The 24,614-nt window shown below is 50.4% G+C and carries 20 protein-coding genes; 7 read left to right on the plus strand and 13 right to left on the minus strand.

Annotation, left to right across the window (positions count from 1 at the left end):
- Positions 1-242 precede the first annotated feature (242 nt).
- Entirely contained in the window at positions 243-1,454 is a 1,212-nt protein-coding gene (locus F0L74_RS14115; RefSeq protein ID WP_188316002.1) for a FecR family protein, read from the minus strand.
- Positions 1,455-1,684: 230 nt separating this feature from the next.
- On the opposite strand from F0L74_RS14115, the gene F0L74_RS14120 reads away from it, so the two are divergent.
- Positions 1,685-3,517, plus strand: a complete 1,833-nt coding sequence (locus F0L74_RS14120) for a T9SS type A sorting domain-containing protein (RefSeq protein ID WP_149838489.1) — start codon at positions 1,685-1,687, stop codon at positions 3,515-3,517.
- Positions 3,518-3,584: 67 nt separating this feature from the next.
- Here F0L74_RS14120 and F0L74_RS14125 read toward each other — a convergent pair whose 3' ends face one another.
- The 4 genes from F0L74_RS14125 to F0L74_RS14140 all read right to left on the minus strand — a co-directional run bounded on the left by F0L74_RS14125 (position 3,585) and on the right by F0L74_RS14140 (position 7,498).
- Entirely contained in the window at positions 3,585-4,205 is a 621-nt protein-coding gene (locus F0L74_RS14125) for an RNA polymerase sigma factor (protein WP_213086963.1), read from the minus strand.
- A gap of 138 nt (positions 4,206-4,343) precedes the next feature.
- Positions 4,344-5,879 carry a TolB family protein gene (locus tag F0L74_RS14130; protein WP_149838491.1) on the minus strand — a complete coding sequence of 512 codons (1,536 nt, stop codon included), beginning with the start codon at positions 5,877-5,879 and terminating at the stop codon, positions 4,344-4,346.
- Between the two features lie 131 nt (positions 5,880-6,010).
- On the minus strand, positions 6,011-6,904 hold the full coding sequence (locus F0L74_RS14135; protein ID WP_149838492.1) for a sugar phosphate isomerase/epimerase family protein: 894 nt from the start codon (positions 6,902-6,904) through the stop codon (positions 6,011-6,013).
- A 153-nt stretch (positions 6,905-7,057) separates the two neighbouring features.
- Positions 7,058-7,498, minus strand: a complete 441-nt coding sequence (locus tag F0L74_RS14140; RefSeq protein WP_149838493.1) for an SRPBCC family protein — start codon at positions 7,496-7,498, stop codon at positions 7,058-7,060.
- Positions 7,499-7,665: 167 nt separating this feature from the next.
- On the opposite strand from F0L74_RS14140, the gene F0L74_RS14145 reads away from it, so the two are divergent.
- Complete coding sequence (locus F0L74_RS14145; RefSeq protein WP_149838494.1) at positions 7,666-9,573, plus strand: AAA domain-containing protein; 1,908 nt, start codon at positions 7,666-7,668, stop codon at positions 9,571-9,573.
- Positions 9,574-9,587: 14 nt separating this feature from the next.
- A complete protein-coding gene (locus tag F0L74_RS14150) occupies positions 9,588-10,385 on the plus strand; it encodes a helix-turn-helix domain-containing protein (protein ID WP_149838495.1) in 798 nt (265 codons plus the stop codon).
- A 186-nt stretch (positions 10,386-10,571) separates the two neighbouring features.
- Here the strand turns inward: F0L74_RS14150 and lepB are convergent, their stop codons facing one another.
- The 3 genes from lepB to F0L74_RS14165 all read right to left on the minus strand — a co-directional run bounded on the left by lepB (position 10,572) and on the right by F0L74_RS14165 (position 13,466).
- On the minus strand, positions 10,572-11,756 hold the full coding sequence (gene lepB / locus F0L74_RS14155; protein ID WP_149838496.1) for a signal peptidase I: 1,185 nt from the start codon (positions 11,754-11,756) through the stop codon (positions 10,572-10,574).
- 82 nt (positions 11,757-11,838) lie between these two features.
- The gene (locus F0L74_RS14160) at positions 11,839-12,648 is read right to left on the minus strand and encodes a helix-turn-helix domain-containing protein (RefSeq protein WP_149838497.1); all 810 of its coding nucleotides are present in this window, start codon (positions 12,646-12,648) and stop codon (positions 11,839-11,841) included.
- Positions 12,645-13,466 carry an oxidoreductase gene (locus F0L74_RS14165; protein WP_149838498.1) on the minus strand — a complete coding sequence of 274 codons (822 nt, stop codon included), beginning with the start codon at positions 13,464-13,466 and terminating at the stop codon, positions 12,645-12,647. Before F0L74_RS14165 ends, F0L74_RS14160 begins: the two co-directional genes overlap by 4 nt.
- 156 nt (positions 13,467-13,622) lie before the next feature.
- Here F0L74_RS14165 and F0L74_RS14170 point away from each other — a divergent pair, with 156 nt between their 5' ends.
- Positions 13,623-13,850: a CDGSH iron-sulfur domain-containing protein gene (locus tag F0L74_RS14170; protein WP_149838499.1), complete on the plus strand. Its 228-nt coding sequence runs from the start codon at positions 13,623-13,625 to the stop codon at positions 13,848-13,850.
- Between the two features lie 45 nt (positions 13,851-13,895).
- Here the strand turns inward: F0L74_RS14170 and F0L74_RS14175 are convergent, their stop codons facing one another.
- From F0L74_RS14175 to F0L74_RS14185, 3 genes are read right to left on the minus strand one after another with little or no spacing between them, the layout of a single operon-like run.
- Positions 13,896-14,507 (minus strand): trimeric intracellular cation channel family protein, encoded by a 612-nt coding sequence (locus tag F0L74_RS14175; RefSeq protein WP_149838500.1) that lies wholly within the window; start codon positions 14,505-14,507, stop codon positions 13,896-13,898.
- Positions 14,508-14,558: 51 nt separating this feature from the next.
- Entirely contained in the window at positions 14,559-16,067 is a 1,509-nt protein-coding gene (locus F0L74_RS14180) for a hypothetical protein (RefSeq protein ID WP_149838501.1), read from the minus strand.
- An 8-nt stretch (positions 16,068-16,075) separates the two neighbouring features.
- Complete coding sequence (locus F0L74_RS14185) at positions 16,076-16,786, minus strand: hypothetical protein (protein ID WP_149838502.1); 711 nt, start codon at positions 16,784-16,786, stop codon at positions 16,076-16,078.
- Positions 16,787-17,035: 249 nt separating this feature from the next.
- On the opposite strand from F0L74_RS14185, the gene F0L74_RS14190 reads away from it, so the two are divergent.
- On the plus strand, positions 17,036-17,881 hold the full coding sequence (locus F0L74_RS14190; RefSeq protein ID WP_149838503.1) for a ThuA domain-containing protein: 846 nt from the start codon (positions 17,036-17,038) through the stop codon (positions 17,879-17,881).
- Between the two features lie 30 nt (positions 17,882-17,911).
- Positions 17,912-18,949, plus strand: coding sequence for a sterol desaturase family protein (locus F0L74_RS14195; protein WP_149838504.1), 1,038 nt, complete (start codon positions 17,912-17,914; stop codon positions 18,947-18,949).
- A gap of 92 nt (positions 18,950-19,041) precedes the next feature.
- Here F0L74_RS14195 and F0L74_RS14200 read toward each other — a convergent pair whose 3' ends face one another.
- Positions 19,042-19,734: a sulfite oxidase-like oxidoreductase gene (locus F0L74_RS14200; protein ID WP_149838505.1), complete on the minus strand. Its 693-nt coding sequence runs from the start codon at positions 19,732-19,734 to the stop codon at positions 19,042-19,044.
- A gap of 81 nt (positions 19,735-19,815) precedes the next feature.
- Between F0L74_RS14200 and glgX the strand changes: the two genes are divergently transcribed.
- Entirely contained in the window at positions 19,816-21,951 is a 2,136-nt protein-coding gene (gene glgX, locus F0L74_RS14205) for a glycogen debranching protein GlgX (RefSeq protein ID WP_149838506.1), read from the plus strand.
- A gap of 8 nt (positions 21,952-21,959) precedes the next feature.
- On the opposite strand, the gene treY is transcribed toward glgX, so the two are convergent.
- Positions 21,960-24,614: a malto-oligosyltrehalose synthase gene (treY, locus tag F0L74_RS14210; RefSeq protein ID WP_149838507.1), complete on the minus strand. Its 2,655-nt coding sequence runs from the start codon at positions 24,612-24,614 to the stop codon at positions 21,960-21,962.

The raw sequence follows: 24,614 nt of genomic DNA on the forward strand, positions 1-24,614 counted from the left end.
GCATACCTTTACCAGGTACAATACAGTTCATACTCTTTGTACATTTAGGGATTTACGGAAAATGTTTCAAGGCATTTGTAAGCGATCCCGCCACAGCGGGTTTCGACGGCAATCGGAACCCGCTATTTTATGCAGGGATTACATGTTGGTTGTAATCTTTTACATAGACTCCTGTTGGTTGGTTGATTAATTAAATAATCCTGGTTGATTTTTGATCCCGACGATTTGCGGTCTTCCGGCTATTATTGCCCCCTTCCGGGAAAGACCGTTACTTTATTTCCTTCTATTTTAAAGTGCACTTCTCCTGTTGCTGCTATAGCATCCAATAACTCCACTGCAGATTCTTTTCTCGACAGAATGCCCTCGAACTGTATGCTGTCCACATTCCCTTCATAGGTAACGGTCATATCGTACCAGCGGGCCATTTGGCGCATAATGCTTTTAATATTGGTTTTACCGAAGCTGAATTTTCCTTCTTTCCAGGCCACCACTTCCTCCATGTCTGGATGGCTGATGCTGAAATCTGCTTGCTGGCCGGACAGGCTGGCCTGCACACCGGGCGCTACTACTGCGTCTGCCGCGCCAGCGCGTACTTTTACCGCGCCTGATAATACCGTAGTGCGGATGGCTGCTTCATCGTGGTAGGCCATCACGTTAAACGAGGTGCCCAGCACCTGTACGTCTACCCTGCCGGCTTTTACCATAAAAGGTTGGGCGGCGTTCTGTGCTACTTCGAAATATCCTTCACCTTCCAGCTCCACCGTACGGTCATTACCGGTAAATGCAGTGGGATAGCGGAGGGAAGAAGCTGCATTGAGCCACACCTTTGTGCCATCCGGCAGGGTAAGCCGGAACTGGCCGCCGCGCGGCACGGATAATTTATTATACTCTATAATGCTGCCGCTGCCCTGGTAGGCAATAAGACCACTATCCAGCTTTACTATCTGTACGCCGCCTGCATTGGCCACCTGGCCTTTAGCGGCATTATCCAGTATGATCTGCTGCCCGTTTGCCAGGGTAAGCATGGCCCGGTTACCACCCGGCGCCAATGGCTGCGCAACGGCTACTGCCGGCGATTTTTTTTGTGTGCGGAAAAAGAGGATGGTGCCCGCCCCGAGTATTACAAGCAGTGAAGCCGCAGCTAACCACCTGTAACTCCGCCGGGAACTTATGGGCACCACCATTTGTTGTTCCTGTCCTATGAAACCCTCCTGTGTTATTGAATCACGGAGAAATTGCAATTTTTGAAAGATACCCGCGGCCAGCTCCTTATCATACACCAATTCCTTATCTGCCGCCATTAAAAGGGACTCATGCACCGCCGCCAGGGCCTGGCGGTCTTCATCCGTGGCGTCGTTGAGCAGCCACTGCTGAAAAGCCGCCACTTGCGTTGCTGCTACCGTTTTTCCGGTAGCCAGTGCTTCAATATGCGCTATTGCCCCTTGTAAGTTCATGTGATATCGTACTAAAGACGGTGAGTAATTCCGGATTTTCACCCAAGATGTAAAAAATTTAAAAAAAAGTTCACAATTGCCGGTAAATGACGGCGTAATGGCATCACAATGAACTGTTTCCGCAGCAGGTTCCCTATTTTGTGTTATTGTTTGCCCGCAACGCATATTCGTTCTTTATAGTGGAAACCCATTCTACTTATTACACCCTTGTACCCTAAAAACACTCCCGCATGAAACAAATGTTACTTATTCACCTGTTCCTGTTGTTATCCATAACAGCGCTGGCGCAGCCTGCCGGATATACGCCCGGCGCCCAGGTATGCTGGAGCTTTAACGGCCGGGATCATGGCTATTTTAAAGCCGCAGGCAATGGCGAAAGACATATCCTTATCTCGTTCACCGGCGATGGGCAGAGCAATTGCAGCAATTATCAAAACGAAAGCCCTCAGAAATGGCTGAACGATGCCGGTCTTAACTGGGATGGCCGTACCGTGCGCGCCCCCGGTGACACCGTGGTATGGGAGATCTTTACTATCCCCAATAACTCCGGCACCTTTATGGCCGCCTATGCGGCAGACATCAATTATTTCTTTGCCCATATTGCAGCTATCGACACGTCAGATCATAGTAAATTCCATATAGAAGGGCTTAGTGGCGGCGTAGGCCGGCAGTGGGGCTTTATGACCAATTTACAGGATCATAACAGTCCCTACCGCAATATCTTCTCCACCACCATCAGCCAGTCTACTCCCTGGCTGGGGCAGGAAGCGCAGATGACGGCCTATAGCGTGGGCAGGCGGCACTGGGTATGGTATGGCGCAGCAGACTCCCTGCACCTAACGCCACCCGCCGCTTCTATTGCTTTATATAACCTGCTGAATGGCAGCAAACACCTGACGGTGCAGGCAGGCACCGGCCATAACGGCGATACCTGGGATAGCTGCATGTCCCTGAACGGGGCTGATACGCTTACCAACCGCTGGTTATGGATGGTAGCCCGCACTGATAGCGCTCCTGAGCAGCCCATCTGTTATCCCGGCGGCCCGGAAGGATATGTACCGGGGACCCAGGTAGTTTGGCGGTTCAATGGCCGCGATCACGGCTACTTCCGTGCTGCCGGCTGCGGGGAAAGACATATCCTGGTAAGCTTTAATGGCGACACCGTCATTGACAGCACCAATTACCAGGAGGCGTCTCCCCAGAAGCTGCTGGATGATCTGGGCATCAACTGGGATGGTAAAACAGTGCGGGCACCCGGTGACACCATCCTGTGGGAAGTGTTCTCCATCCCTTACAACAGCGGCTATTTCCTCCCTAACTATGCCAATGATATTGACTATTTCTTTACCCATATTTACCCAACGGATACTACTAACCATGACCTGTTCCATATCATAGGGGTAAGCGGCGGCGTAGGCCGTATGTGGGGTTATATTACCAATGACCAGTCGCATAACAGCGCTTACCGCGATCTGTTCTCTACCACCATCAGCGTGGCTACACACTGGTTCTCCAGCTATGCCCCCCTGGCGGCCTATAGCATTGGCAGGCGGCATTGGGTATGGCATGGGGCAGATGACATGAGCGGCACTAATCCCCCCGCTGCCTCTACTGCCTTATATACGGCGCTGAATGGAGAAAAACATCTGACTATGCAAGCCGGCGCGGGGCACGATTACACAGTGGTAGACAGCGTTTTTAGCCTGGCCGGTACAGATACCAGTACCAACCGGTGGTTATGGATGGTACGGCCCACCGCTTCCGGTGCGCGTACTATGTACAGCGGCAAACAACCAGTTCCACCAACCACCCCTCTGGAGCAGCAAAAGGCTTTCCGCCTGTATCCCAATCCTGCGGTGAGCCAGCTTACCATGCAGCTACCCTTACCACAGGCTGTTTATACTATAACGGTAACGGATATGAGCGGTAAGGTGTTCCGGGTGCTTACTCGCATACAAGGGCCTGTTTACCAGCTGGATCTATCTTCACTGCCGCCAGGCATTTACATCCTGCGGGCAGCAGGCGGTGGCGCTCAGTGGCAACAGTCATTCATTAAACAATAACACGGTGATCCCATAGAAAACAAGGGCTGGTCTGTTGGCCGGCCTTTTGTTTTGGCCATATGCAAATTTATTGGAGCAGATCCGCGCAGCAGCAGAGGATAATGAGCAGGTTGTAATGTACGCCATGCCGGCCCAGGTGATCGCGCAGGGCAGCAATGGCCTGCTGGAGGGATTTATGTATACCGCCTACGGACATGCCCATCTCGTCTGCTATTTCCTGGATGGTCTTATCATCGCGGGTGCGCAGCTCAAAGATGCGGCGCTGCTTTTCCGGCAGGGCAGCCAGGGCGGCACGGGCAATGGCCTCGTACTGGTCTGTAAGCAGCTTATCGTCCGGGCTGTAATGGTGCGGCTGCACAAAATCCCGTTCATAACCAGCCTGTTGCTGCTGGCGGGACTGCCGCGCACGTAGAAAATCGTTGAGAGCGTTACGGGTAATAATGAAGATGTAATTTTTGAACGAGCGAACGGTGATAAGGGTCTCTTTCCGTTTCCATACCTTCAGGAATACGTCCTGCCCTATCTCCTCCACATCCTGTTTTTCTGGCAGGTATACCTGTAAATAGTGCAATACCAGGGGGCTGAAAAGCTCATACAGGCGGGAAAATGCTTCCCAATTGCCGGCTGCTACATCGCCCAGCAGCTCTTTTTCCTGTTCTCCCGTAATTGTGGTATAAGTAGGTTGCACTGTCAAATCGGGTAAATATAGCTAAAAAATACCCTAATACAAAGGTCGGAGGTCATCAGGCTAAATAGATGACATGAAAGTACCAAAAAAGAATGCCGGCTGCTGTAGCAACCGGCATATGGTGATTGATATCGCTTGTTATTGGCCGGCGCCCATATCACTATTGCTTATAAACGCGATCCGCTTGCTATCGGGCGACCAGGAGGGCGTATTAATGGAGCCCTGCCCGCCATAGAAATAAGCCAGCACTTTAGGCGTGCCGCCGCCGGATGTGGGCAGCAGCCGGATGTATACATGTTTATAAGGCGGATGATTGCCCGGTTCTACCTCTTCCTTCAGGAAAGAGAGGAATACCATCCATTTACCATCCGGGGAGATATGCGCAAACCAGTTATTAAAATCGTCATTGGTTACCTGCTCCTGGTTGTTGCCATCAGGCGCCATACGCCAGATCTGCATGGTACCGGAACGTACGGAGTTGAAGTAGATGTATTTGCCATCGGGCGAATACTCGGGCCCATCGTCCAGTCCGGGTGAGGTGGTTAACCTTTCTTCCTGGCCACCGGCGGCGGGTATGCGGTATACATCAAACTCATTGTTACGTTGTCCGCAGAATACCAGGCTTTTACCATCCGGCGACCAGCCATGCAGGTAAGATGGCCCTTTGGGCGTAATTTGTTTAGGTATACCGCCTTTGATGGGTACTGTATAGATGATGGAGCCGCCCAGTTCCCGCACATTGCTGCTCAAGCCCAGCATCTTGCCATCGAAAGAGATCACGTGGTCGTTATTGTTATTGGTGATCGTACCGGTGTTGAGCTTTGAGGGCTGCCGGGAGGCCAGGTCAAAATTGTACATGATCCCTTTGTTATCGTTATAGATCAGGGATTTGCCGTCAGTGGTCCAGTTGGGCGCCTGTATGGAATACGGTACCGTATAAATGATCTCCCGGTTGCCGCTGGCTACTTCCAGCAACTCCAGGTTACTGCCCAAGGTCATGCGGACGTTCGGGTTGGTGTCATCCTTGTGCGGTACCGTGATACGTACATCGCGGAACACGCCGGTCTCCAGCACATCGGCATTATGCGAGCCAACAAAAAGCCCTACATATACCTCATCCCCCAGGTCAAGATCTGTTACCTTTTCTGTTACAAAAGGTTCTCCATACCTGGCTACGCGCATGGTATAAGTGGTACCCTTTCTTTCCAGTTGTATCACATCCGCATGGGTAAGGGAAGATTTCAGCTCTTCTGTTTGCGCGCCAACGGTCTTGCGGTACTGCAGGGAGGTAAGGCCATCTCCATGTGTTACCGCATTGATATGAGGGGAATTGCCTTCCAGGTTTTTACGCACCATCCAGCCTGCTTTACGGTGTTCCTCTACCCCTTTGGCGCCCACAAAGGCAGCGCGGGTATAGAGGATAAAATCGCCTTTTATCTTTTTCCAGAGATACTGGAATTCATCATGGTCGAACCAGATGTTATACCCGGCCCCGGAAATAACATATTGTTGTGTTTGCGGCAGGTAAACGGCAGACCCGGGCTTTACACCGGTACCTATATCCCCGTGCCCATCGAAGATACCTGACTGACTATGGCTATTTTGTGAAAATGCGGTATGGGTTATGCATAGGGTTGCCAGGAGTAGAAAAACGTGGAGTTTCAGTTTTTTCATACTGTGAGGATTGTGGTGGTTGATAAGTGAGGGGCGCGCCGGCGCCGGGAATATTTTGCCCTCACTCCTACCGGGTCCATGCGGATCTTTAAAAGTGCTCAAGGCAAAATATTCCTGTCCGGCTTATGGTCTTATACCAGGTTCTTTTTGATATAAGAAATGCTTTGAGCAATGCTGTTAAACGGATCGCCGGGGCATTTATCCTGCTCTACAAAGAAATATTTTAACCCCGCGTCCTGTGTATGTTTGAAGATCTCTTTAAAGTTAATGGTGCCATTGCCCACTTCTGTAAAGGCTTTTTCCGGCGTATTATCCATATCCTTTACATGCCATAACGGGAAGCGGCCCTTGTGTTGTTCCATAAGTTTTACAGGGTCCAGACCGGCCTTGGTTACCCAATAAATATCCATTTCCATCTTTACCAGGTCCTTATCGGTATTCTTGAGGAGAATATCATAGGGGTACTGGCCATCCTGCTGCTGGAACTCAAAATCGTGGTTGTGATAACAGAACTGGATGCCTGCTTTTTTACAGGTTTCTCCCGCTTTATTAAATTCCTCTGCCAATTTTTTGTAATGATCCAGGCCGCCGCGCTCCTCTTCTGACAGGTAGGCGCATACCATGTATTTAACGCCTACAGCCGCAGCATCCTCTACCGCCTTTCCCCATTCATACAGCATAGTGCCTTTTACCGGGGCGCCGTTGGCCTTTTCCTCACCCAGGCGGAAATGGCTGCTGGGCATGATAAGGCCCTGCTGTTTAAGCAGTTTGGCAAATGCCGGCGCATTCATACCATAGAATTGCTGGGTACCGGTGTAGGTAGCCCCTTCTACAGCAGTAAAGCCCAGTTTGGCCACTTTGGCCAGGGTGCCCGCAGGATCTTGCCCCATGGCGTCCCTTACCGTGTACAATTGCAAGCCTATATACTTTTTTTGTTGTGTGGCAGCCCATAACGCGGAAGGTTTCACCAGGAAACCCGTGGAAGCTAAGGTGGCGGCTTTGAGGAATGATCTTCTTGATGTCATTGGAATTTATTTCGCTTTAAAAAATGGGTTATTGAAGGCTATTCAATACGACATCGTGAAGTTATAAATAATAGGGGTCTGTTGCAATTAGTAATTAGTAGTGGGCTGTTAAAAATAAACAGCCCACTACTAATTACTTGCTGATCAATTGAACTAGGGCTCTGTGACAGCCGCTTTTTCCACATACTCCTTAAGCTTAGTGCCGATGAGCATGGTCCAGCCGGTTTCGAAATTGCCCCTGGCCACTTCCGGTGAATCGCCAAAGGTCTCGAGGCCAGCATGAGTAAGCTTTAACCGCGTTTTATCTCCTTCCGGAAACAATTCAAACGTAACAAAGGAGTTGCCGGGAAATTCCTCGTACTGCCAGCTATAGGTGAGCTTTTTATTAGGCTCCACCTCCGTTACCCTACACAGGTGCAGGAAAACCCGGTCTGTTTTGCCCGCGCGGAAGGAGAACTCAAACCCAACTTCGGCTTTAAATTCAGGCAGGTCAAAATACCATTGTTTCATATGGTCCTTATCAGTAATGGCGCGCCAAACCCGTTCAACGGGGGCATTAAAGGTACGCTCCAGCGTAAGTGGTTCCTGTTGCATGGTGATCAGTTTTTATGAATATGCGTAATTCCGTAACCAATTGGTTGCAATATATAAGAAACCATCCGGTTACACAAATATATTTTATGAGCGTCCTGGCGCAAACACCCACGCAAACTGTCGCACCCGCCCGGTAGCCTTTGGCAGAAGCTGCTTATCTTTGCAGGATGGATTATTTCAAAAAGCTGCAGCAACTGTTGAAGATCGAACGGGATGAAGACCGGCTATTATACAAACAACTTACAGAAAGCTCCTCTATAACGGCCCGCCGTGCCAACGGACTGGCCTGGTACCCGGTAGCCATTAAGGATACTGAACTGGGCCGGGGGGATTACCTGACCGTAGAAGTAGAGCGTACCACTCACCAGGATATCACCCACCAGTTCCGCCCTGGCGTATCGGCTATACTTTTTTCCAATCACGATGCTAAGAATAACCAGATAGAAGGCACTATTGTTTACCAGGGCGGCAACCGCATGAAGATCAGCCTGCGCACGGATGAGCTGCCGGAATGGTCGCGTGATGGCAAACTGGGTATTGACCTGCTGTTTGATGAGAACAGCTATGACGAAATGCAGAATGCCCTGCAGCTGGCCATCAACATGTCGGAGAAAAAGGAAGAAGGCCGTTTGATCAAAATACTCACAGGTGAACAACACCCTACCTTCCATAATGAACTACCGCCGCTAACCCTGCCCCGGCTCAATGCATCGCAGCAGGCAGCCGTTAACAAGATCCTGGCAGCCAATGAACTGGCCATCGTGCACGGCCCTCCCGGTACCGGCAAAACCACCACCCTGGTGCAAGCCATTAAAGCGCTGGTAAAACAGGATCATAAGCAGATACTGGTAGTAGCGCCCAGCAATGCAGCGGTAGACCTGTTAAGCGAAAAACTGTCTGACGAAGGGCTGAATGTACTACGCATCGGCAACCCCGCCCGCGTATCAGAGCGTTTGCTATCGCTTACCCTGGAGAATAAAATGGTTGACCATAACAGCACCAAAGAGATCAAGCGCCTGAAACGGCAGGCCAATGATTTCCGCGATATGGCGCACAAATACAAACGCAATTTTGGCAAAGCGGAGCGCGAGCAGCGCAAAGCCCTGTTTGACGAAGCGCGCAAGATCATGAAAGAGGTAGAGAAAACAGAGCAATATATCATTGACGATGTAGTGGCCAAAGCGCAGGTGATCACTGCCACACTGGTAGGCGCCAACCATTATACCGTACGGCATGTGCAATACCATACTGTAGTAATAGATGAAGCGGGACAGGCCCTGGAACCTGCCTGCTGGATCCCCATCCTGAAAGCAAAAAAGGTAATACTGGCCGGGGATCATTGCCAGCTGCCACCCACCATCAAATCCAACGAGGCAGCCCGTAAAGGTTTAAGCCATACCCTGCTGGAAAAAAATACGGCCCTGCATCCGGAAGCCGTGGTGCTGCTGGAAGAACAGTACCGTATGCATGAGACCATTATGGGCTATTCCTCCAGCACCTTTTACCGGGACCAGCTGAAGGCGCATGGCTCCGTAGCCCAACACCTGCTGTTTGCCGCAGATACGCCGCTGGCGTTTGTGGATACCGCCGGCTGCGGCTTTGATGAGAAGATGGAAGGCACCAGCGCCACCAACCCGGAAGAAGCCGCTTTCCTGTTCAAACACCTCACCCAGCTGGCTGCTGCCCTGAATGCCCATTATCAGCCAGCTAATTTTCCTACGATCGCTATTATATCACCCTATAAACAACAGGTACAGCTGCTGCAGGAATTATTGCAGCACTCCCCTGCCCTGCAGCCCTATGGTAAAAAGATATCGGTGAATACTATTGATAGCTTCCAGGGACAGGAGCGGGATATTGTGTACATCAGCATGACACGCAGCAATACGGAAAATAAGATAGGCTTCCTGTCAGACATACGCCGTATGAACGTAGCCATGACAAGGGCCCGTAAGAAACTAGTGGTGATAGGCGATAGCGGCACCTTGTCGCAGTTACCGTTCTATGCAGATTTTATCAGTTATGCCACTAACCGGGATGCTTACCAGAGCGCCTGGGAGTTTATGGATAATTAAATATTGTTGTTACTATGATCTTCCGCGAAATACGACCACAGGCTGCCCTGCAGCCCTATATCCGCAGCTTTTGGTGGATGGATGGGGAAGCGCCGGCATCGGTGAACGATACCATATTACCCAGCGGCTACCCGGAGATCGTATTTAACCTGAGCTCCGCCATCTGGGAGTCTGTGCATGACGGTAAGGCCTGTACCAATCCCCCGATTGAGCTCATAGGGCAGATCACCCAGCCCACGCCCGTCAGCACCCAGGGCCATGTACAGATGCTAGGCGTCCGTTTTCACCCGCATACAGCCGCTTTTTTCCTGAAAACCGGCATGGCGCCCCTTAATGATGGCATACACGATCTCTCAGACGTGCTTAATTGCGCAAGCGGCCTGCATGAGGCCCTATTGCACGTACACACACTGGAGAAAAAGATCTCCCTGATAGAGCAGTTCCTGCTGGAACACCTGCCCAGCAATAAACGCCAGGTATATAAAATGCAGCTGCTGGATCATGTGCTGCAGCAAATGCAGCAACATGAGAGCATAGATACCATTGCTTACCAATCCAATATCAGCGCGCGTTATCTGCAGCAATTGTTTATGGAGCACCTGGGCATCTCTCCGCGTATGTATCTCAAGATCCGCCGCTTTAAAAGAAGCATGCGGTACCTGAACCAACAACCCCGTTCCCTCACAGCTGTAGCTTATGAATGCGGCTATTTTGACCAGGCACATTTTATCCGTGATTTTAAATCCTTTACCGGCGTTACCCCTTCTGCCTACAAACCGGAGCAATTCCCGGTAAACCAGTTATTTCACTGATCCCCAAAAACTGTTCGGTTTTATACAATCCCTGCCGCCTTTTAGTCCGGTACTTTGTGTCATGACTGACGAGGGCTGGAAAATGTTCCGCGACTCGTTCAGTAGTAACCGTTAGAAACGGGTTGACACAAACGAAAAGCGGTCCCGTATCTGCGGGACCGCCTCTGTTATAGAAGTATAACGCTATTATTTGATCGATTTAAAAAAGCGGCTCCAGCGAAGCCCGTCCTTGCCATAGCTCAACCAGGTGATCCAGGCTTTGCCCACCACATGATCTTCCGGCACAAATCCCCAGTAGCGGGAATCTGTGGAGTTATGGCGGTTATCGCCCATCATCCAGTAATAATCCATTTTAAAAGTGTAGGCATCCGCAGGCTTATCATTAATAAAGTACCGGCCGTCTTTTTCTTCCAGTTTATTGTCTTCATATACCTGTATGATACGGCGGTATATTTCTATGGTGTTGCGGTTAACGGCTACGGTCTGTCCTTTCTTTGGTATCACCAGCGGGCCAAAATTATCCTCATTCCAGCGGTAATAGGCCGTATCGTGGGGGAATACCGCAATATCTGCCGTGTCTTTGTCAATATCCAGCTCCATATTCTTTACTACGGGAAAACTTTTGAATGTGGCTACATTAGCAGGCGTAAGGTTGTACAGGAAATATCCTTTACGTTCACCGGTTACCGGCGCGTCTATCAACCCTAACTCGTCCATGCGGTCAGTATTCAGTTCCGTACTGTCAGCTGTTTGCACCCAATAGGGCATTTCGCTTTCGGGCGCTATAAATGCTTTTTCATCGTTTATATATAATACCCCGTCCCGGATCCGCAACGTATCACCGGGAACGGCTACACAGCGTTTTATGATATTTTCCCGCTTATCCACCGGGCGGGCCAGGATCTGGTAATTTTCCCAGATCTTTTCACGTCCCCGCCGCCTTACCAGATCGTAATAGTTACTGCGTTCTTCTATTTCCAGCGCTACGGTATCGCCTTCCGGCAGGTTAAACACCACTATATCGTTACGTTTGATATGAGTAAAACCGGGCAGCCGGTGGTAAGACCATTGTACGGCGGTGGAATAGGAAGGCATATATTTCGTAAGCGGCATCTTATTATGCACCAGGGGGATGGCCAGCGGCGTCATGGGGATACGGGGGCCATAACTCACTTTACTTACAAACAGGTAATCGTTCACCAACAGCGTTCTTTCCATGGAGCCGGAAGGAATACAATAGGCCTCAAAGATAAAAGTACGGATCACAGTAGCGGCAATGATGGCAAACACACCTGCATCCAGCCACTCACGCAGTTTGGATCTTTTCACGGCGTTTTCAGGCGCTTCCTTTTTCCGGAAAGGGAATTTCATGGTAAGCATTTTAGAGGGATTAAAGTACTAAATGGTACTGAAAGCACACTTCAGTTTGTTATCAGCGGCAAAAAACCAATCCCTACACCATGGAAGGGGCCACACCGTATGTTTTCTTAAATGCAAAGGAAAAGTGGGAGAGGTTTTCAAAGCCAACATCCAGGTAAACATCTGAGGGTTTTCTGCCTTTTTCCTTGATCATATAATAGGCTTCAGATAGCCTTTTCTGCATAAGCCACTGGCGGGGTGAGGTACGGAAGATCTTTTCAAAATCGCGTTTAAAGCCAGCCAGGCTTCTGCCGGTGAGCTGCGCGAACTTGCTTACCGGTACATTGTACATATAGTTTTGATTCATGAATGCTTCCAGGTTGATCTTATGCGGCTCGCTGAAGTCGAACAGGAAATAGCTAAGCCGGGGGTTGTGCTGCAGCAACAGCTCAATGGCTTCATTCGTTTTCAGGTCAGCTATCTGACTGGTCAGGCGGCCTGGCTGGTCGAAATAGGGCATCAGGGAATGGAAGAATCCTTCCAGGAACGGATCCGGCGGCAGCTCCAGCAGCGGGTCCCCGGTATAGGGCCCGCTGGCTGTGATGTTAGCAGCTGCGCTGTAACGCCGCAGCGCATCCTGGGTAAGGAAGATGCTGATGGACCGGAACTGCCCGTCCTCGCCAGGCACCTTCAGCGCCTTTACCAGCTGGTTACGCCGGATAAGGCCTATCATGCCCTCGCGGGCAATACGGTTGCCCCTGGGCGTCAGCAGCTGGCTTTCGCCGGATAACATGATACCCAGGGTATGCTCCGGCACAAACTGTTCGTTACCGCGCTTTTTCTCCGAAAGGCAGGAATATAACAGGTTGTTAAGTATGATATCGCCTGTAGGATCAGTACTCATAGCTTGACTTTAAACTGGCTTCTTACCATGCCGTCCATCATCTTATCTGAAAATACCTTATTCATGAATAACATACCGTCGGCCATATACCCCGCGGCATAACGTGTTTTAGGCTTAGCGTCTGTAATAGCTTTTTGCACCAGCCGGGCAATGACCATAGGCGAAACGCCTTTTTCCGCCGCCGCTTTTCCCATCGCAACAAAACGGTCTGCCATGGGCCGGTATACGCTATGGCCGGATACCTTCAGCAGGTTATCTACCGCAATATTACCCCATTCTGATTGTACGCCGCCAGGCTCTATGACGATCACGTCTATCCCAAACTGCTTTACCTCATTACGAAGGCTATCGCTCAGACCTTCGAGGGCAAATTTGCTCGCATGGTACCAGCCACCCAGGGGCAATGCAAATTTACCGCCGATAGATGAAATATTCACGATCTTGCCCCAGCGCTGGCTGCGCATATAGGGTAACGCCAGCTGCGCCAGGCGTGCCGCGCCAAATACATTTACTTCCAGCTGGTAACGGGCCTCATTGAGGGGCATATCTTCCACTGCGCCGTAAGCGCCAAAACCGGCGTTGTTCACCAGTATACCTATCTTCCCTTCCTTTGCAATGATATGCTGCACGCCATTCACCATGGAGTCATCGTCTGTTACATCCATCTGCACGGGTGTTATGCCCAGGGGCAACAGGTCGTTCATTTTATCTGTTCTGCGCGCGGCGGCGTATACCTTATAGCCCTGTTGCGCCAGTAATTGCGCGGTTGCCTTGCCCATGCCGGAGGAAGCGCCTGTGATCAAAACTACTTTTTTCATGTGTTAGCTGTGTTTTTAAGATAACACAAAACTAAGCTGGTAAAGGGCCCGGCTGGTTTGCTGGAAGGCTCAAACCTGTTTTGCTGTATGGCTCAGGAGGGTGTTAACAGCTTTCTAATATTCTTTCCCTATTTTTGGCGGCCAAACCAAACAACTATGGCTACTACAAAGATCACAGTAAACAACAACGGCTCCCTGAAAGTGGAGGGCGATTTTGAGATCGTGGATAAGGATGGCAACAAGTATGACCTGGGTGGCCGGGAAGCGGTATCTATTTGCCGTTGCGGATTATCCAAAAACAAACCTTTCTGCGATGCTTCGCACAAGGGGCATTTTGAGCATGAGGCAATTGCCTTTGCACTGCCGCCTAAGAAAACTACCTGACCGGTATAACAGCAGCCCTGGTGTAGGATCACCGGGGCTGTTTTTTTACCACTCTTCCTGGTATACGAATTTAGGCATCTGCCATTCAAACCTGATAGCCAGTAAACGCAATATAAGCCCTAATACGGCCGCAATAATAGTTGCCCACTCCATGCTACCACCCAACGCCTCCACGCCCAGATAAATACCTCCTGTTACAAAAGAGGCGCTGGCATAGATCTCTTTACGGAATAACAGGGGAATATCATTACACAGCACATCGCGCAGTACCCCACCGGCACAACCGGTGATCACGCCGCTCATGACAATGATGACCATGGGCAAATGCATTTCCTCCGCCAGCTGGCAGCCGATGATGGTGAACACCACCAGGCCCAGCGCATCCAGGAAAAGGAACAGTTTCCTCAGCTGCCGCATAAAAGAAGCGATCAAACCGGCCAGTATAGCCCCGCCGGCCGTAATGAGCAGGTACTCTGGATGGCTTACCCAGGTCATGGGATAATGCCCCAGCAGTATGTTACGGATAGTACCGCCGCCCAGGGCCGTTACCCAGGCAATAATGAAAACCCCTACCCAATCCATATTGCGCCGCCCGGCGGATAAAGCGGCTGTCATAGCTTCTGCGGTAATAGCGATGATGTACAGGATGTGCAGCATAATATCTGGTTTTTAAAGGCAACTAAATATCGCATTTTTCCTGTGTATGCGTTACCGGCTGATCTTGTACAGGTAAAAATCCCCATACCGGTCTATCCCCCCTTCTTCTTTATCCAGCAGCTCTGAGTGAAAGCCTTGTGTGAATACTGAATCCCGCTCCTGCAGCACTTGCGGGGAATAAGTAGTGATCATATATACCTGCCGTAAACCCTGCTGCTGCAAAAAGGTATTAACGCCTTTATAATGCGGGTTCACGCCGCCAGGCACATTCATAAATTCTCCTTTTTTCCACATCAGGTAGCTCATCACCTTTTCCTGGTTCACGCAATAAGTTGGTTTATCTGCAAAAGCAGATACTGCTATCATACCCCAGTAATCAGTGACCAGTTGCTGCCCCTGCGGCACTTCCGCTACCATTCTTTTAACGGCCCAGGCGTTTGAAAATGGATACTTCAGGTCCTGTTGCAGCGCTACGCCAGCGCCCGCCAACTGTATAAACAACAGCATACTTACCAACCACTGTTGCCGTCTGTTAACCGGCGTTTCACTGGTATATAACCACCAGGCAACCATAAATCCTATAAATATAAATCCCACATAACGGGTGCTGGTAAGAGGAAATACGGTGGCTGTACCAAATGTAAAAAGGACGTTCAGGCCAAATAGCGCCAGGCTTTTCCTGTTACCGCGTAATACGGCAAAGGCGCAGGCCAGCAGACCCACAGAGCACAAAGCGCTTACTATCTTGAGGAACGGGTATTGCCCCTGTGCCTCCAGCAGGAACTGCGTATTCCACCAATGATGGTTCCACCAGGCAGGAATCGGCATCAGGGACCTTAACGGCGCATACAGGATAGTGGCCAGCTGCGCCGGCAACTGCCAATGCCGTTGCAGGAATGCCTGCGGATGCAGGATACTGTCTGCCGGCGGGAAAATGAACCAAAGCGCCGAGAGCCCCAGCAGGATACCAGCTACGCCATGTAAGAGCAGTGCCTTATTTGGCTGTCCCCTTTCCTTATTCAACAACAGGAAGTACAGGTGCAGGCTGCCCGCCAGCAATATGCCCAGCAAATGGGTACTGGCCAGCAGGATCAATAAAGCATAATATAACAGGCGCTGGTATTTAAACTGCCTGCGTATGATCACACAGATACAGCAGGCAATCAGGATACCGATAGCATAGTTCCTGCTCAGTGTTGTAAACTCAAACAGTAAATAATAGCTAAAAGGGAACCACACACGGGTAAAAACGGGTATAGTGGAAAAGAACAACAGCACAAAAACTGCAGCTACGGCTATCAGCAAATGAATTGTTTGCACCCAGACCAACTGATGGGAAAATTTTGAGATCGTCCACAGGATCAGGTACCATGCCGGCGGATGCCCCTCGTAACGGATATTGGTCATCAGTTCTCCCAGGCTGCTGCTGGATTTTGCGATGTTCCAGCTGTGGTATTCATCTCCCCACATTTCATGATGGAACATAGCGCAGGCAAATAGCAAGGTATAAGCGATAAAGGCTATCCAAAGCGCAGGTTTCTTAAAATTGCTGTTGTTCATTGATCATGTTACTGTTTGCCCGGCAAACGGCTTTCTGCAATCTGCTTTTGCAGGGCGTTAAGTTGCTGTTGTTGTTGTTCGTTCTCCTGCTTAAGCGAGATAACATATAAAGTTAACTCTTCTATTTTCTGTAACAGCTTTTTATTCATTTCTCCCAGGTCTTGTCCGGTCCGCGCTATTTCTTCGGCAGACGGCATATCGGGCAGGCGTTTGTTTTCATCAATATACGCTTTCACCATCTGCAGGGATGGCAGCGCGTAATCTTTGTTAAAAACATAGTCCGGCCAGGCAGCATTTAATTTTACAACTGCCTTGGTGAATACCGCGGAGCCATTTACCGCCAGCATATAACCTTTGGCGTCCGCGGTGCCAATGGCCACCGTACCGTCAGTGTTTATGCGCATACGTTCTACCAGGTTGGTCGAGAACGCCATCGGCATATTACTGGTAAAAAAGCCCGCCTTACCAAAATCCGGCGTATAGGCAATGTCAAAGGAAGATGTTTTTCCGGGAGCCCGGAACGTGATGAAACCAGATGGGCCCTGTAATTGAAAGATCCTGTCCGTGGCGCCAAAAGTGCCCATTAAGGCGGTAGCGCCTATCAATACATTCCCATCGCGGTAAAGGAGATTGCTGGTTGTAGTGGAACCGCTCCATTGCTGGGCATACAAATTACAGCAGGCCATGCTGAAGGCAAAAAGGGATACAATTTTTTTCATTGTCCGGGTATTAATGTTGATTTAATAACTTGATCTGTTTATCCTGGGAAAAAAGGGGCCGGGCGGGTCAACTGGTCAACAACATCGTATTTCCATAGGGATATAGAAACAAAAGAAAACATTTTTCTCTACAATAGCAACCCCGTCCTTCCATTATCATACAAACATACTATACATACAAAACACCCCGTATGTCTGCAAGTGCAAGTCTGTATTGGATAAGAGCGGTAAAAATTTTAGCTTTATACTATGAAATTCCACAGCCTGGCCATACGGGTAACAGTATGCTGCATTATTATTTTTTTTAGCATCACACGCGGTAACGCACAGAGTAACCCGCCCTCCTTTAAAGTGATCGCGTTTTACACGGCCAAAGAGGACCTTGCGCACATCAGCTTTGTACATGAGGCTAATCAATGGTTCCCGGCTATGGCTGCCAAATATCATTTCAGCTACGATTCCACCAATAACTGGGATAATCTGAATGATGATTTCCTGGCGCAATACCAGGTGGTGATCTTCCTGGATACAAGACCGGAAAAACCAGCCCAGCGCGATGCTTTCCAACGGTATATGGAGCATGGCGGTGGCTGGATAGGTTTTCATTTTGCCGGTTTTGCCCTCACTCCTTCCGCCTTTCCGCAAAACTGGGATTGGTATCATAATACCTTCCTGGGCGCGGGCTCATATGCCAGCAATACCTGGCGGCCCACGGCTGCCGTGTTGCGGGTAGAGGATAAAGTCCACCCGGCTACGCAGGAATTGCCGGCCATGTTCAGCTCCGCACCCAATGAATGGTACCGCTGGACCAACGACCTGCGTAAGAACCCGGATATTAAGATCCTGCTATCCATAGACAGCAGCAGTTTTCCGCTGGGCACCGGGCCCAAACAGCATGAGATCTGGCATAGCGGGTATTACCCGGTGGTGTGGACCAACACCCGCTACCGCATGCTGTACCTGAATATGGGACACAATGATATGGACTATGAGCACGGCACCAACAAAACGCTGTCGCTTACGTTTGGCAATGATACACAAGACAGGATCATCATTAACGCCCTGTTATGGCTGGGCAACAAACAACAAGGGTAAACTATCGTTTCATCATAAAATAGTTAGCTAATGGAATTCTTGCACACTTTGCTCCACGAGTTAGTCTCCTTTCTGGGCATAAGGCGCTTACTGGAAATGTATCAGACTGGCGATTATCATGCGTTGTTGACGTTTGACGGTGTCCTCTCGGCCATATCGCCGGTGATACCGTTCCTGTTGTTGTTAGAGATCGGGCGTGCCCTTGTGTACAAGCGCTTCCGTATAGAGGACTATAAGATGCCGTTCATCATCTTTGTGGCGAACCGTTTTATATCCCGGTTCCTTTCCATTGCCGCCGTTGCTTTTTGTATAGGCTTTTTTGAAAAATACAGCCTGTTTAAGACCAGCTTTACCTGGTACTGGTTTATTTACGGCTATATAGTATGGGAGTTCTCCCATTTCCTGTATCATTTCTGGGGGCATAAAGTCCGGCTGTTCTGGTGCCTGCATTCTACGCACCATACGCCGCAGACCATGAACCTCACCGTATCCTACGCCCACTTCTTTTTAGAAGCCCCGTATGCGGATGTGATCCGTACCACCGTATGTATACTGGCCGGCATAAACCCGCCCCTGCTGTTCTTTATTATGTTCATAGACGGTACCTGGGGTGCTTTTATCCATGTGGGCGAAGGTATTTTGAAGAACGGGCGACTGGGTTTCCTGAACAATATCATCCTTACGCCTTCCCATCACCGGGTGCACCATGCGCGCAACCCGCTGTATATGGATACCAATTTCTGTAACCTGCTCAACATCTGGGATAAAGTATTTGGCACCTTCCAGCATGAAAAAAAGGAGACAGTTATTGAATACGGCATTACCCGGGAAATGAATCCTAATAATTTCTTTGACGTGTATTTCGGGGAATTCTACTGCCTTTGGAAAGACCTGAAAAAGGCGCCCGGTATCAGGAACAAGCTGCTGTATATTGTAATGCCGCCAGGCTGGAGCCATACCGGCGATCATAAGACCGCCAAAATAGTTAAAAAGGCCTACCTGGAAGAAGAGCATGCACATGCGCATGACCAGGAGCCTTTGCCGCTGCAAACGCCGCAGGCCGTGTAATTACAGGCGATTTATATGCTGATAATAAAAGAAGGAAAGCTGACTGTTGAACAACAAATCAGCTTTCCTTCTTTTTATTTTTATTTTTTCACTTAACTATACCGGTCATTTCGCCAGGGGTAAGCCGTATTGGAATAACCCCTTTCTTCCCAAAAGCCAAGGCGGTTACCTTCCAGGAACTCTACCCGGTTGATCCATTTAGCACCCTTCCAGGCATATAATTGCGGCGTGATCATACGCACGGGGCCGCCATGCTCTTTGGGCAAGGGTATGCCATCTACGGTGTGGCCCAGCAGCACATCCGGCTTCAGGGCTTCTTCCAGCGCTACATTGGTGGTATAATCATCGTAACCGTAACACATGATATGTGTAGCTGTATCCTTAGGCATAACCAAGGCGGCCAGGTCCATAAAGCGCACGCCCCGCCATGGCATATCCAACCTGGACCAGGTGGTCACGCAATGGAAATCGGACGTGTCATCCGTTTGTGGTAAGGCCATAAAATCGTTCCAGGTAAGCACCAGCGGATGCTCCACGGCGCCATCTACAATAAGCCGCCATTCCGATAAGGAAATATCCGGCTGCACGCCCAGGTCCAGCACCGGCCATTTTTTGGTAATAGTCTGGCCAACGGGCAGCACCGGCATACCATGGCGGTTGGGCTTGCCAGTGCCCATGGGGCGGTTATCAGCCACAGATGGGGTGTTGCGCATCTTTTCCTCAAACCGGGATTTTAGCTTCATACGGGCTTCTACTACCCGTTTTAATTTATCTGCTTCTTCCATAATATGAAGGTAAGCTTTTAGATGGGATACCATAGGCACCAAAATTGATGTTTACCGGTTGCAAATCGAATCTCATAAAATATGGATATACCAATCTGGCCAGGCCACCCTTATCCCCTGGGCGCTACCTGGGACGGCGAAGGCGTGAACTTTGCCCTGTATGCGGAAAATGCTACCCGTGTAGACCTCTGCTTGTTTGACCAACCCAAAGACGCCCCGGAAACGGCCTCCATCCGGCTCAGAGAGCGCTCCAATAATGTATGGCATGCCTATGTACCGGGCATTAAACCCGGCCAATTATACGGCTACCGGGTAGATGGCCCCTATGAGCCGCAGAACGGCCATCGTTTTAACCGTAATAAGCTGTTGATAGACCCTTACGCTAAAGCGATTGCGGGCACTATAGAATGGCATGATTCCCTGTTTGGTTATCAAATGGGACATAGTGAGGAAGACCTTAGCTTCAGCGAAACAGACAGCTCACCTTTCATACCTAAATCGGTAGTGGTAGATGAGCAGTTTAACTGGGAAGGCGATAAACCGCCCAAAACACTGTATCACCAAACGGTGATCTATGAAACACATGTAAAAGGTTTTACCAAACTGCACCCGGATATACCGGAAGAAGAACGCGGTAGCTATAAAGGCATGGGGCACCCCGCTACCATTGCCTACCTGCAGGCCCTGGGGGTTACGGCCGTGGAGCTGATGCCCGTGCACCATTTTGTAACAGACCGTTACCTGGCAGATAAAGGCCTGACCAATTTCTGGGGCTATAATACCATTGGGTTTTTTGCACCGGACGTCCGTTATGCTGCCACCGGCATTTGCGGGGAGCAGGTGCGCGAGTTCAAGGAAATGGTAAAAGCCCTGCATAAAGCCGGTATTGAAGTGATCCTGGATGTAGTGTATAATCATACGGCGGAAGGCAATCATCTGGGCCCTACCCTTTCTTTCCGCGGTATTGACAATGCGTCTTATTACCGCCTTACGGACGACAAGCGCTATTATATGGATTATACGGGCACCGGCAATACGTTGAATGCCCGTCTGCCCAGCGTATTGCGCCTGATCATGGACAGCCTGCGTTATTGGGTGCTGCATATGCATGTGGATGGTTTCCGTTTCGACCTGGCGGCCACCCTGGCCCGCGAGCTGCATGAAGTGGACCGCCTGAGCGCATTCTTCGATATCATTCACCAGGACCCCGTGATCTCGCAGGTAAAGCTCATCGCAGAGCCCTGGGATGTAGGGGAAGGCGGCTACCAGGTAGGCAAGTTCCCTCCCGGCTGGGCAGAGTGGAATGGTAAGTACCGTGACAGCATCCGCGACTATTGGCGGGGCGCAGAGAGCACACTGGCGGAGTTTGCCTCCCGTTTTACCGGCAGCGCAGACCTGTATAAGGAAGAATACCGCCGCCCTACTTCCAGTGTGAACTTTGTAACGGCGCATGACGGTTTTACGCTGCGCGACCTGGTTTCTTACAACGAAAAACATAATGAGGCCAACGGTGAAAATAACCAGGATGGCGAAAGCCATAACCGGTCCTGGAATTGCGGTGCTGAAGGCCCCACAGACGATGCAGACATCAATGCCCTGCGGCAGCGGCAGCAACGCAATATGCTCACTACCCTGTTGCTTTCCCAGGGTGTGCCCATGCTGCTCTCCGGCGACGAAGCCGGCCGTACCCAGCAGGGGAATAATAACGCTTACTGCCAGGATAACGAGACCAGCTGGATGCATTGGGACCAGATGGACAAAGACCTGCTGGCCTTTACCCAAAGACTCATCCACCTGCGGCGGCAGCACCCCGCTTTTTGCCGCCGGCGCTGGTTCCGGGGTCAGCCGGTAGAAGATACGGTGGTGGAAGATATTGCCTGGTTCCTGCCAGAAGGCATGGAAATGTCGCAGGAGCACTGGGACACAGACTTTGCCCGCTCCCTGGCCATTTACCTGAACGGCCTGGGACTGCGCAGTATTGGGCCTAAAGGAGAAAAGATCACAGATGACAGCTTTTATATAATGCTGAATGCGCATCATGAGCCGCTTGACTTTAAGCTGCCTGCGGAAGCCTATGGCGATGCTTGGGAAGTAGTGCTGGACACCGCATCAGACTCCGGCCAGGGTGATACGCACACCTATAAAGCCGGCAGCACCATGCAGATAGGCGGCCGCTCCGTGGTGGTATTAACGTTTAAGGAAGCAAAAGACAATTAATGTAAGGGCTAATCATTCACCAAAAAAGCTACGGGAAATTTATCCAATAGGGCAGTTGACAGCTGCCCTTCTTTTATATCCACCTTTTCCGCTGTAAAGATATTTCGCCATTGCCGCGGTGCGTCTTCCGGCAGCACCAGGTCCTGCGGTATGCCTTCGCGGCCCACTGCGGCAGCATTTAATAACGGCGCCATGATCAGGCACCATTGCTCCTGCTCCCGCCGGGCATAGGCCATTACTGTTTGCGTACCCCGGCTGTAGATGGGCAGATAGGCGCCTTTTGTAAACAGGATTGCCCGCTCCCGCCTTGCCTGTAAAGCTTTCCAGGTTACGTACAGCTTCTCCATACCTAGTTGCCGGTTGTCTTGCAGAAATGATAACACGCTATCAATCCCCTTATTTTCCAGCAACTGCAGCTTGCGCAAATACTGTTTACGCTGCTGATAATCTACCGGGCGGCGGTTATCCGGGTCTACAAAACTAAGGTCCCATAATTCACAACCCTGGTAGGTATCCGGTATGCCGGGCGCGGTGATCTTAATAAGCGTTTGCGTTAAGGAATAGATACAAGCCTGCCGGTTGATCTTTTCCACATACGCCCCTATGCTGTCTTCAAAAGGATGATCTGCGGCAAACAGGTTCGCTATGAACTGCAGGCAGGCTTTTTCATATTCCTCGTTGGGAGACGACCAGTTGCTATGCACTTTTGCCTCGCGCAGCACCTTTACCATATAGTCAGATAACCTTTCAATGAACGCCTTTGTCACCACGCCATCCGCCGGAAAACCGGAAATAACGGACTGGTAGATGAAGTACTCGTCATTCATATCCGGCCCGGTCTCTTCGCTAAAAGGTTTATTGATGCAATGCCAGTGCTGCACCTGTTGTATCCACTGGTTAGGGCAAAGCGTCAGCACATTCAGGCGGATGCGCCCATCCTCGCCCCGTTTGGTATCATGCGTGGCGGTAGTGCTTAGTGACAATGGGTGGAAACGCTGTCTATGCGCGGCGTGTTCATGAAAGCGGTCCAGCGAGCATTTGCAGCCTTCCGGCGCATCGCCCACTTCATTATGTGAAAGCAGTGCATTGTACACGTAAAAAGTAGTATCCTCCACGCCTTTCGCGGTAAGCGGCCCGGTAAACTGCATTACCCGTTGCAGGAAACGTAGGCCGGCCTCACTTTTCTTTTCCTGCTCCCACCAGGTGCGGATGATATCAAAAACGCGGGTAAGGGAAGGGTTGCACCGGATAGCGCCATCCAACGCATACTCCAGCAGGGAAATACTGCGTATGCTCAGCGGCCAGCGCACGGGGTAAATGCGGTATACCGGCATATGTATCATAAAAAGTCCCAGGGCTTGCTGCAGTTCTTCCTGTGCTACCTTACGGTCTGCCAGGCCCAGTTCATAACAATACCTTACCAGGTTATCCCATTCCCCTTTCATCTGGGTTTCCAGTATCAGCTTTTTTTTGCTGATGACCAGGCGGTCATATTTAGCCAGGTCCGGGAACTGGCTGCGGTAAAAGCGATTGATGGTCTCCAGCCCCTGCTGATCAGTGAGCAGCTGGCTCACATCACCCAGGAACTCATAGCCGGTGCTGCCCTGCATGGGCCATTCCCGGGGCAGGGTCTCGTTGCCGGCCAGTATCTTTTCTGCAATGATATAACACTCTTCTCCCATCAGTTCCCGCAACCGTTGCAGATAAGCGCCGGGGTCCTGCAGGCCGTCTATATGGTCAACACGCACCCCCTGTATCAGCCCTTCTTTATACAACTCATGCAAAAAGCTGTGGTATTCGTCAAATACGGCCGGGTCTTCCATGCGCAGCGCAATCAATCCATTTACAGTAAAAAAGCGGCGGTAGTTAATACGGGTTTCTGCCTCCTGCCAGTAAGTAAAACTATAGTACTGGCGCTCCAGTACGGCGGTAAGCAGCGTTATATCCCCGTTGATCTTTTCTGTAAGCGCCTGCCAGAAGCCCTCCTTTGCGGCCGCCATGGCGGCTGCTTTTTTACGCTGCCATACTAACATAGGCTGCGGCTTATCCAGTTCTTGCTGCAGCTCCTGCAGCCATTCCTGCGTTTCCGTTTCTTCGTGCGGCAATAGCTGCAACAGCAGTTCATACGCGGGCGTAGATAAGGGGAACAAGAGCGTACCATATTGTATGCTCCAACCCTCCGGCGAAAAGATCAGTTGTATTTCGCCGGCCTTCAGGCTATCCTCCAGGGACTGGCCCAGGAAAGGTAACATCAGTTTACCGGTAAGCGCCGGATCCGGATGGTTCCAGTCTATATCAAAATAATTATAGTAAGGCGACAATGGTCCTCTTTCCAGCACATCCATTAAACGGGTGTTGGCCGGGTGCAGGGCCATATGATTGGGTACTATGTCCTGTACCCAGTTCATACCCAGCGATTGCAGGTGACGGTGCAGGCTACGCAGCTCGTCAACGGTGCCAATAGCGGGGTTAATAAGGTGCGGGTCCGTAATATCGTACCCGTGTGTGCTGCCAGGGGCAGCGTTAAAAATAGGCGAGGCATAAATAGTGGTAATGCCCAGCTCATGCAAATAGTCTATTTGTTCTTCCAGGTGCCTGAAAGTAAAGTCTGCATTGAACTGCAAACGGTAAGTAGCTACTGGGGCAAAGACTTCTTGTTTCAT

This window comes from Chitinophaga agrisoli (assembly GCF_008386695.1).
In the GTDB taxonomy this organism is placed as follows: Bacteria; Bacteroidota; Bacteroidia; order Chitinophagales; family Chitinophagaceae; genus Chitinophaga; species Chitinophaga agrisoli.

Excerpts from the sequence above, each read along its gene's own strand:
- F0L74_RS14175 (WP_149838500.1), bottom strand. The coding sequence starts at position 14,507 with ATGCTGCACATCCTGTACATCATCGCTATTACCGCAGAAGCTATGACA.
- F0L74_RS14135 (WP_149838492.1), bottom strand. The coding sequence starts at position 6,904 with ATGACATCAAGAAGATCATTCCTCAAAGCCGCCACCTTAGCTTCCACG.
- F0L74_RS14130 (WP_149838491.1), bottom strand. The coding sequence starts at position 5,879 with ATGAAAAAACTGAAACTCCACGTTTTTCTACTCCTGGCAACCCTATGC.
- F0L74_RS14120 (WP_149838489.1), top strand. The coding sequence starts at position 1,685 with ATGAAACAAATGTTACTTATTCACCTGTTCCTGTTGTTATCCATAACA.
- glgX (WP_149838506.1), top strand. The coding sequence starts at position 19,816 with ATGGATATACCAATCTGGCCAGGCCACCCTTATCCCCTGGGCGCTACC.
- F0L74_RS14145 (WP_149838494.1), top strand. The coding sequence starts at position 7,666 with ATGGATTATTTCAAAAAGCTGCAGCAACTGTTGAAGATCGAACGGGAT.
- F0L74_RS14195 (WP_149838504.1), top strand. The coding sequence starts at position 17,912 with ATGGAATTCTTGCACACTTTGCTCCACGAGTTAGTCTCCTTTCTGGGC.
- F0L74_RS14180 (WP_149838501.1), bottom strand. The coding sequence starts at position 16,067 with ATGAACAACAGCAATTTTAAGAAACCTGCGCTTTGGATAGCCTTTATC.
- F0L74_RS14165 (WP_149838498.1), bottom strand. The coding sequence starts at position 13,466 with ATGAAAAAAGTAGTTTTGATCACAGGCGCTTCCTCCGGCATGGGCAAG.
- F0L74_RS14140 (WP_149838493.1), bottom strand. The coding sequence starts at position 7,498 with ATGCAACAGGAACCACTTACGCTGGAGCGTACCTTTAATGCCCCCGTT.
- F0L74_RS14150 (WP_149838495.1), top strand. The coding sequence starts at position 9,588 with ATGATCTTCCGCGAAATACGACCACAGGCTGCCCTGCAGCCCTATATC.
- F0L74_RS14200 (WP_149838505.1), bottom strand. The coding sequence starts at position 19,734 with ATGGAAGAAGCAGATAAATTAAAACGGGTAGTAGAAGCCCGTATGAAG.
- F0L74_RS14115 (WP_188316002.1), bottom strand. The coding sequence starts at position 1,454 with ATGAACTTACAAGGGGCAATAGCGCATATTGAAGCACTGGCTACCGGA.
- F0L74_RS14170 (WP_149838499.1), top strand. The coding sequence starts at position 13,623 with ATGGCTACTACAAAGATCACAGTAAACAACAACGGCTCCCTGAAAGTG.
- F0L74_RS14160 (WP_149838497.1), bottom strand. The coding sequence starts at position 12,648 with ATGAGTACTGATCCTACAGGCGATATCATACTTAACAACCTGTTATAT.
- lepB (WP_149838496.1), bottom strand. The coding sequence starts at position 11,756 with ATGAAATTCCCTTTCCGGAAAAAGGAAGCGCCTGAAAACGCCGTGAAA.
- F0L74_RS14185 (WP_149838502.1), bottom strand. The coding sequence starts at position 16,786 with ATGAAAAAAATTGTATCCCTTTTTGCCTTCAGCATGGCCTGCTGTAAT.
- F0L74_RS14190 (WP_149838503.1), top strand. The coding sequence starts at position 17,036 with ATGAAATTCCACAGCCTGGCCATACGGGTAACAGTATGCTGCATTATT.
- treY (WP_149838507.1), bottom strand. The coding sequence starts at position 24,614 with ATGAAACAAGAAGTCTTTGCCCCAGTAGCTACTTACCGTTTGCAGTTC.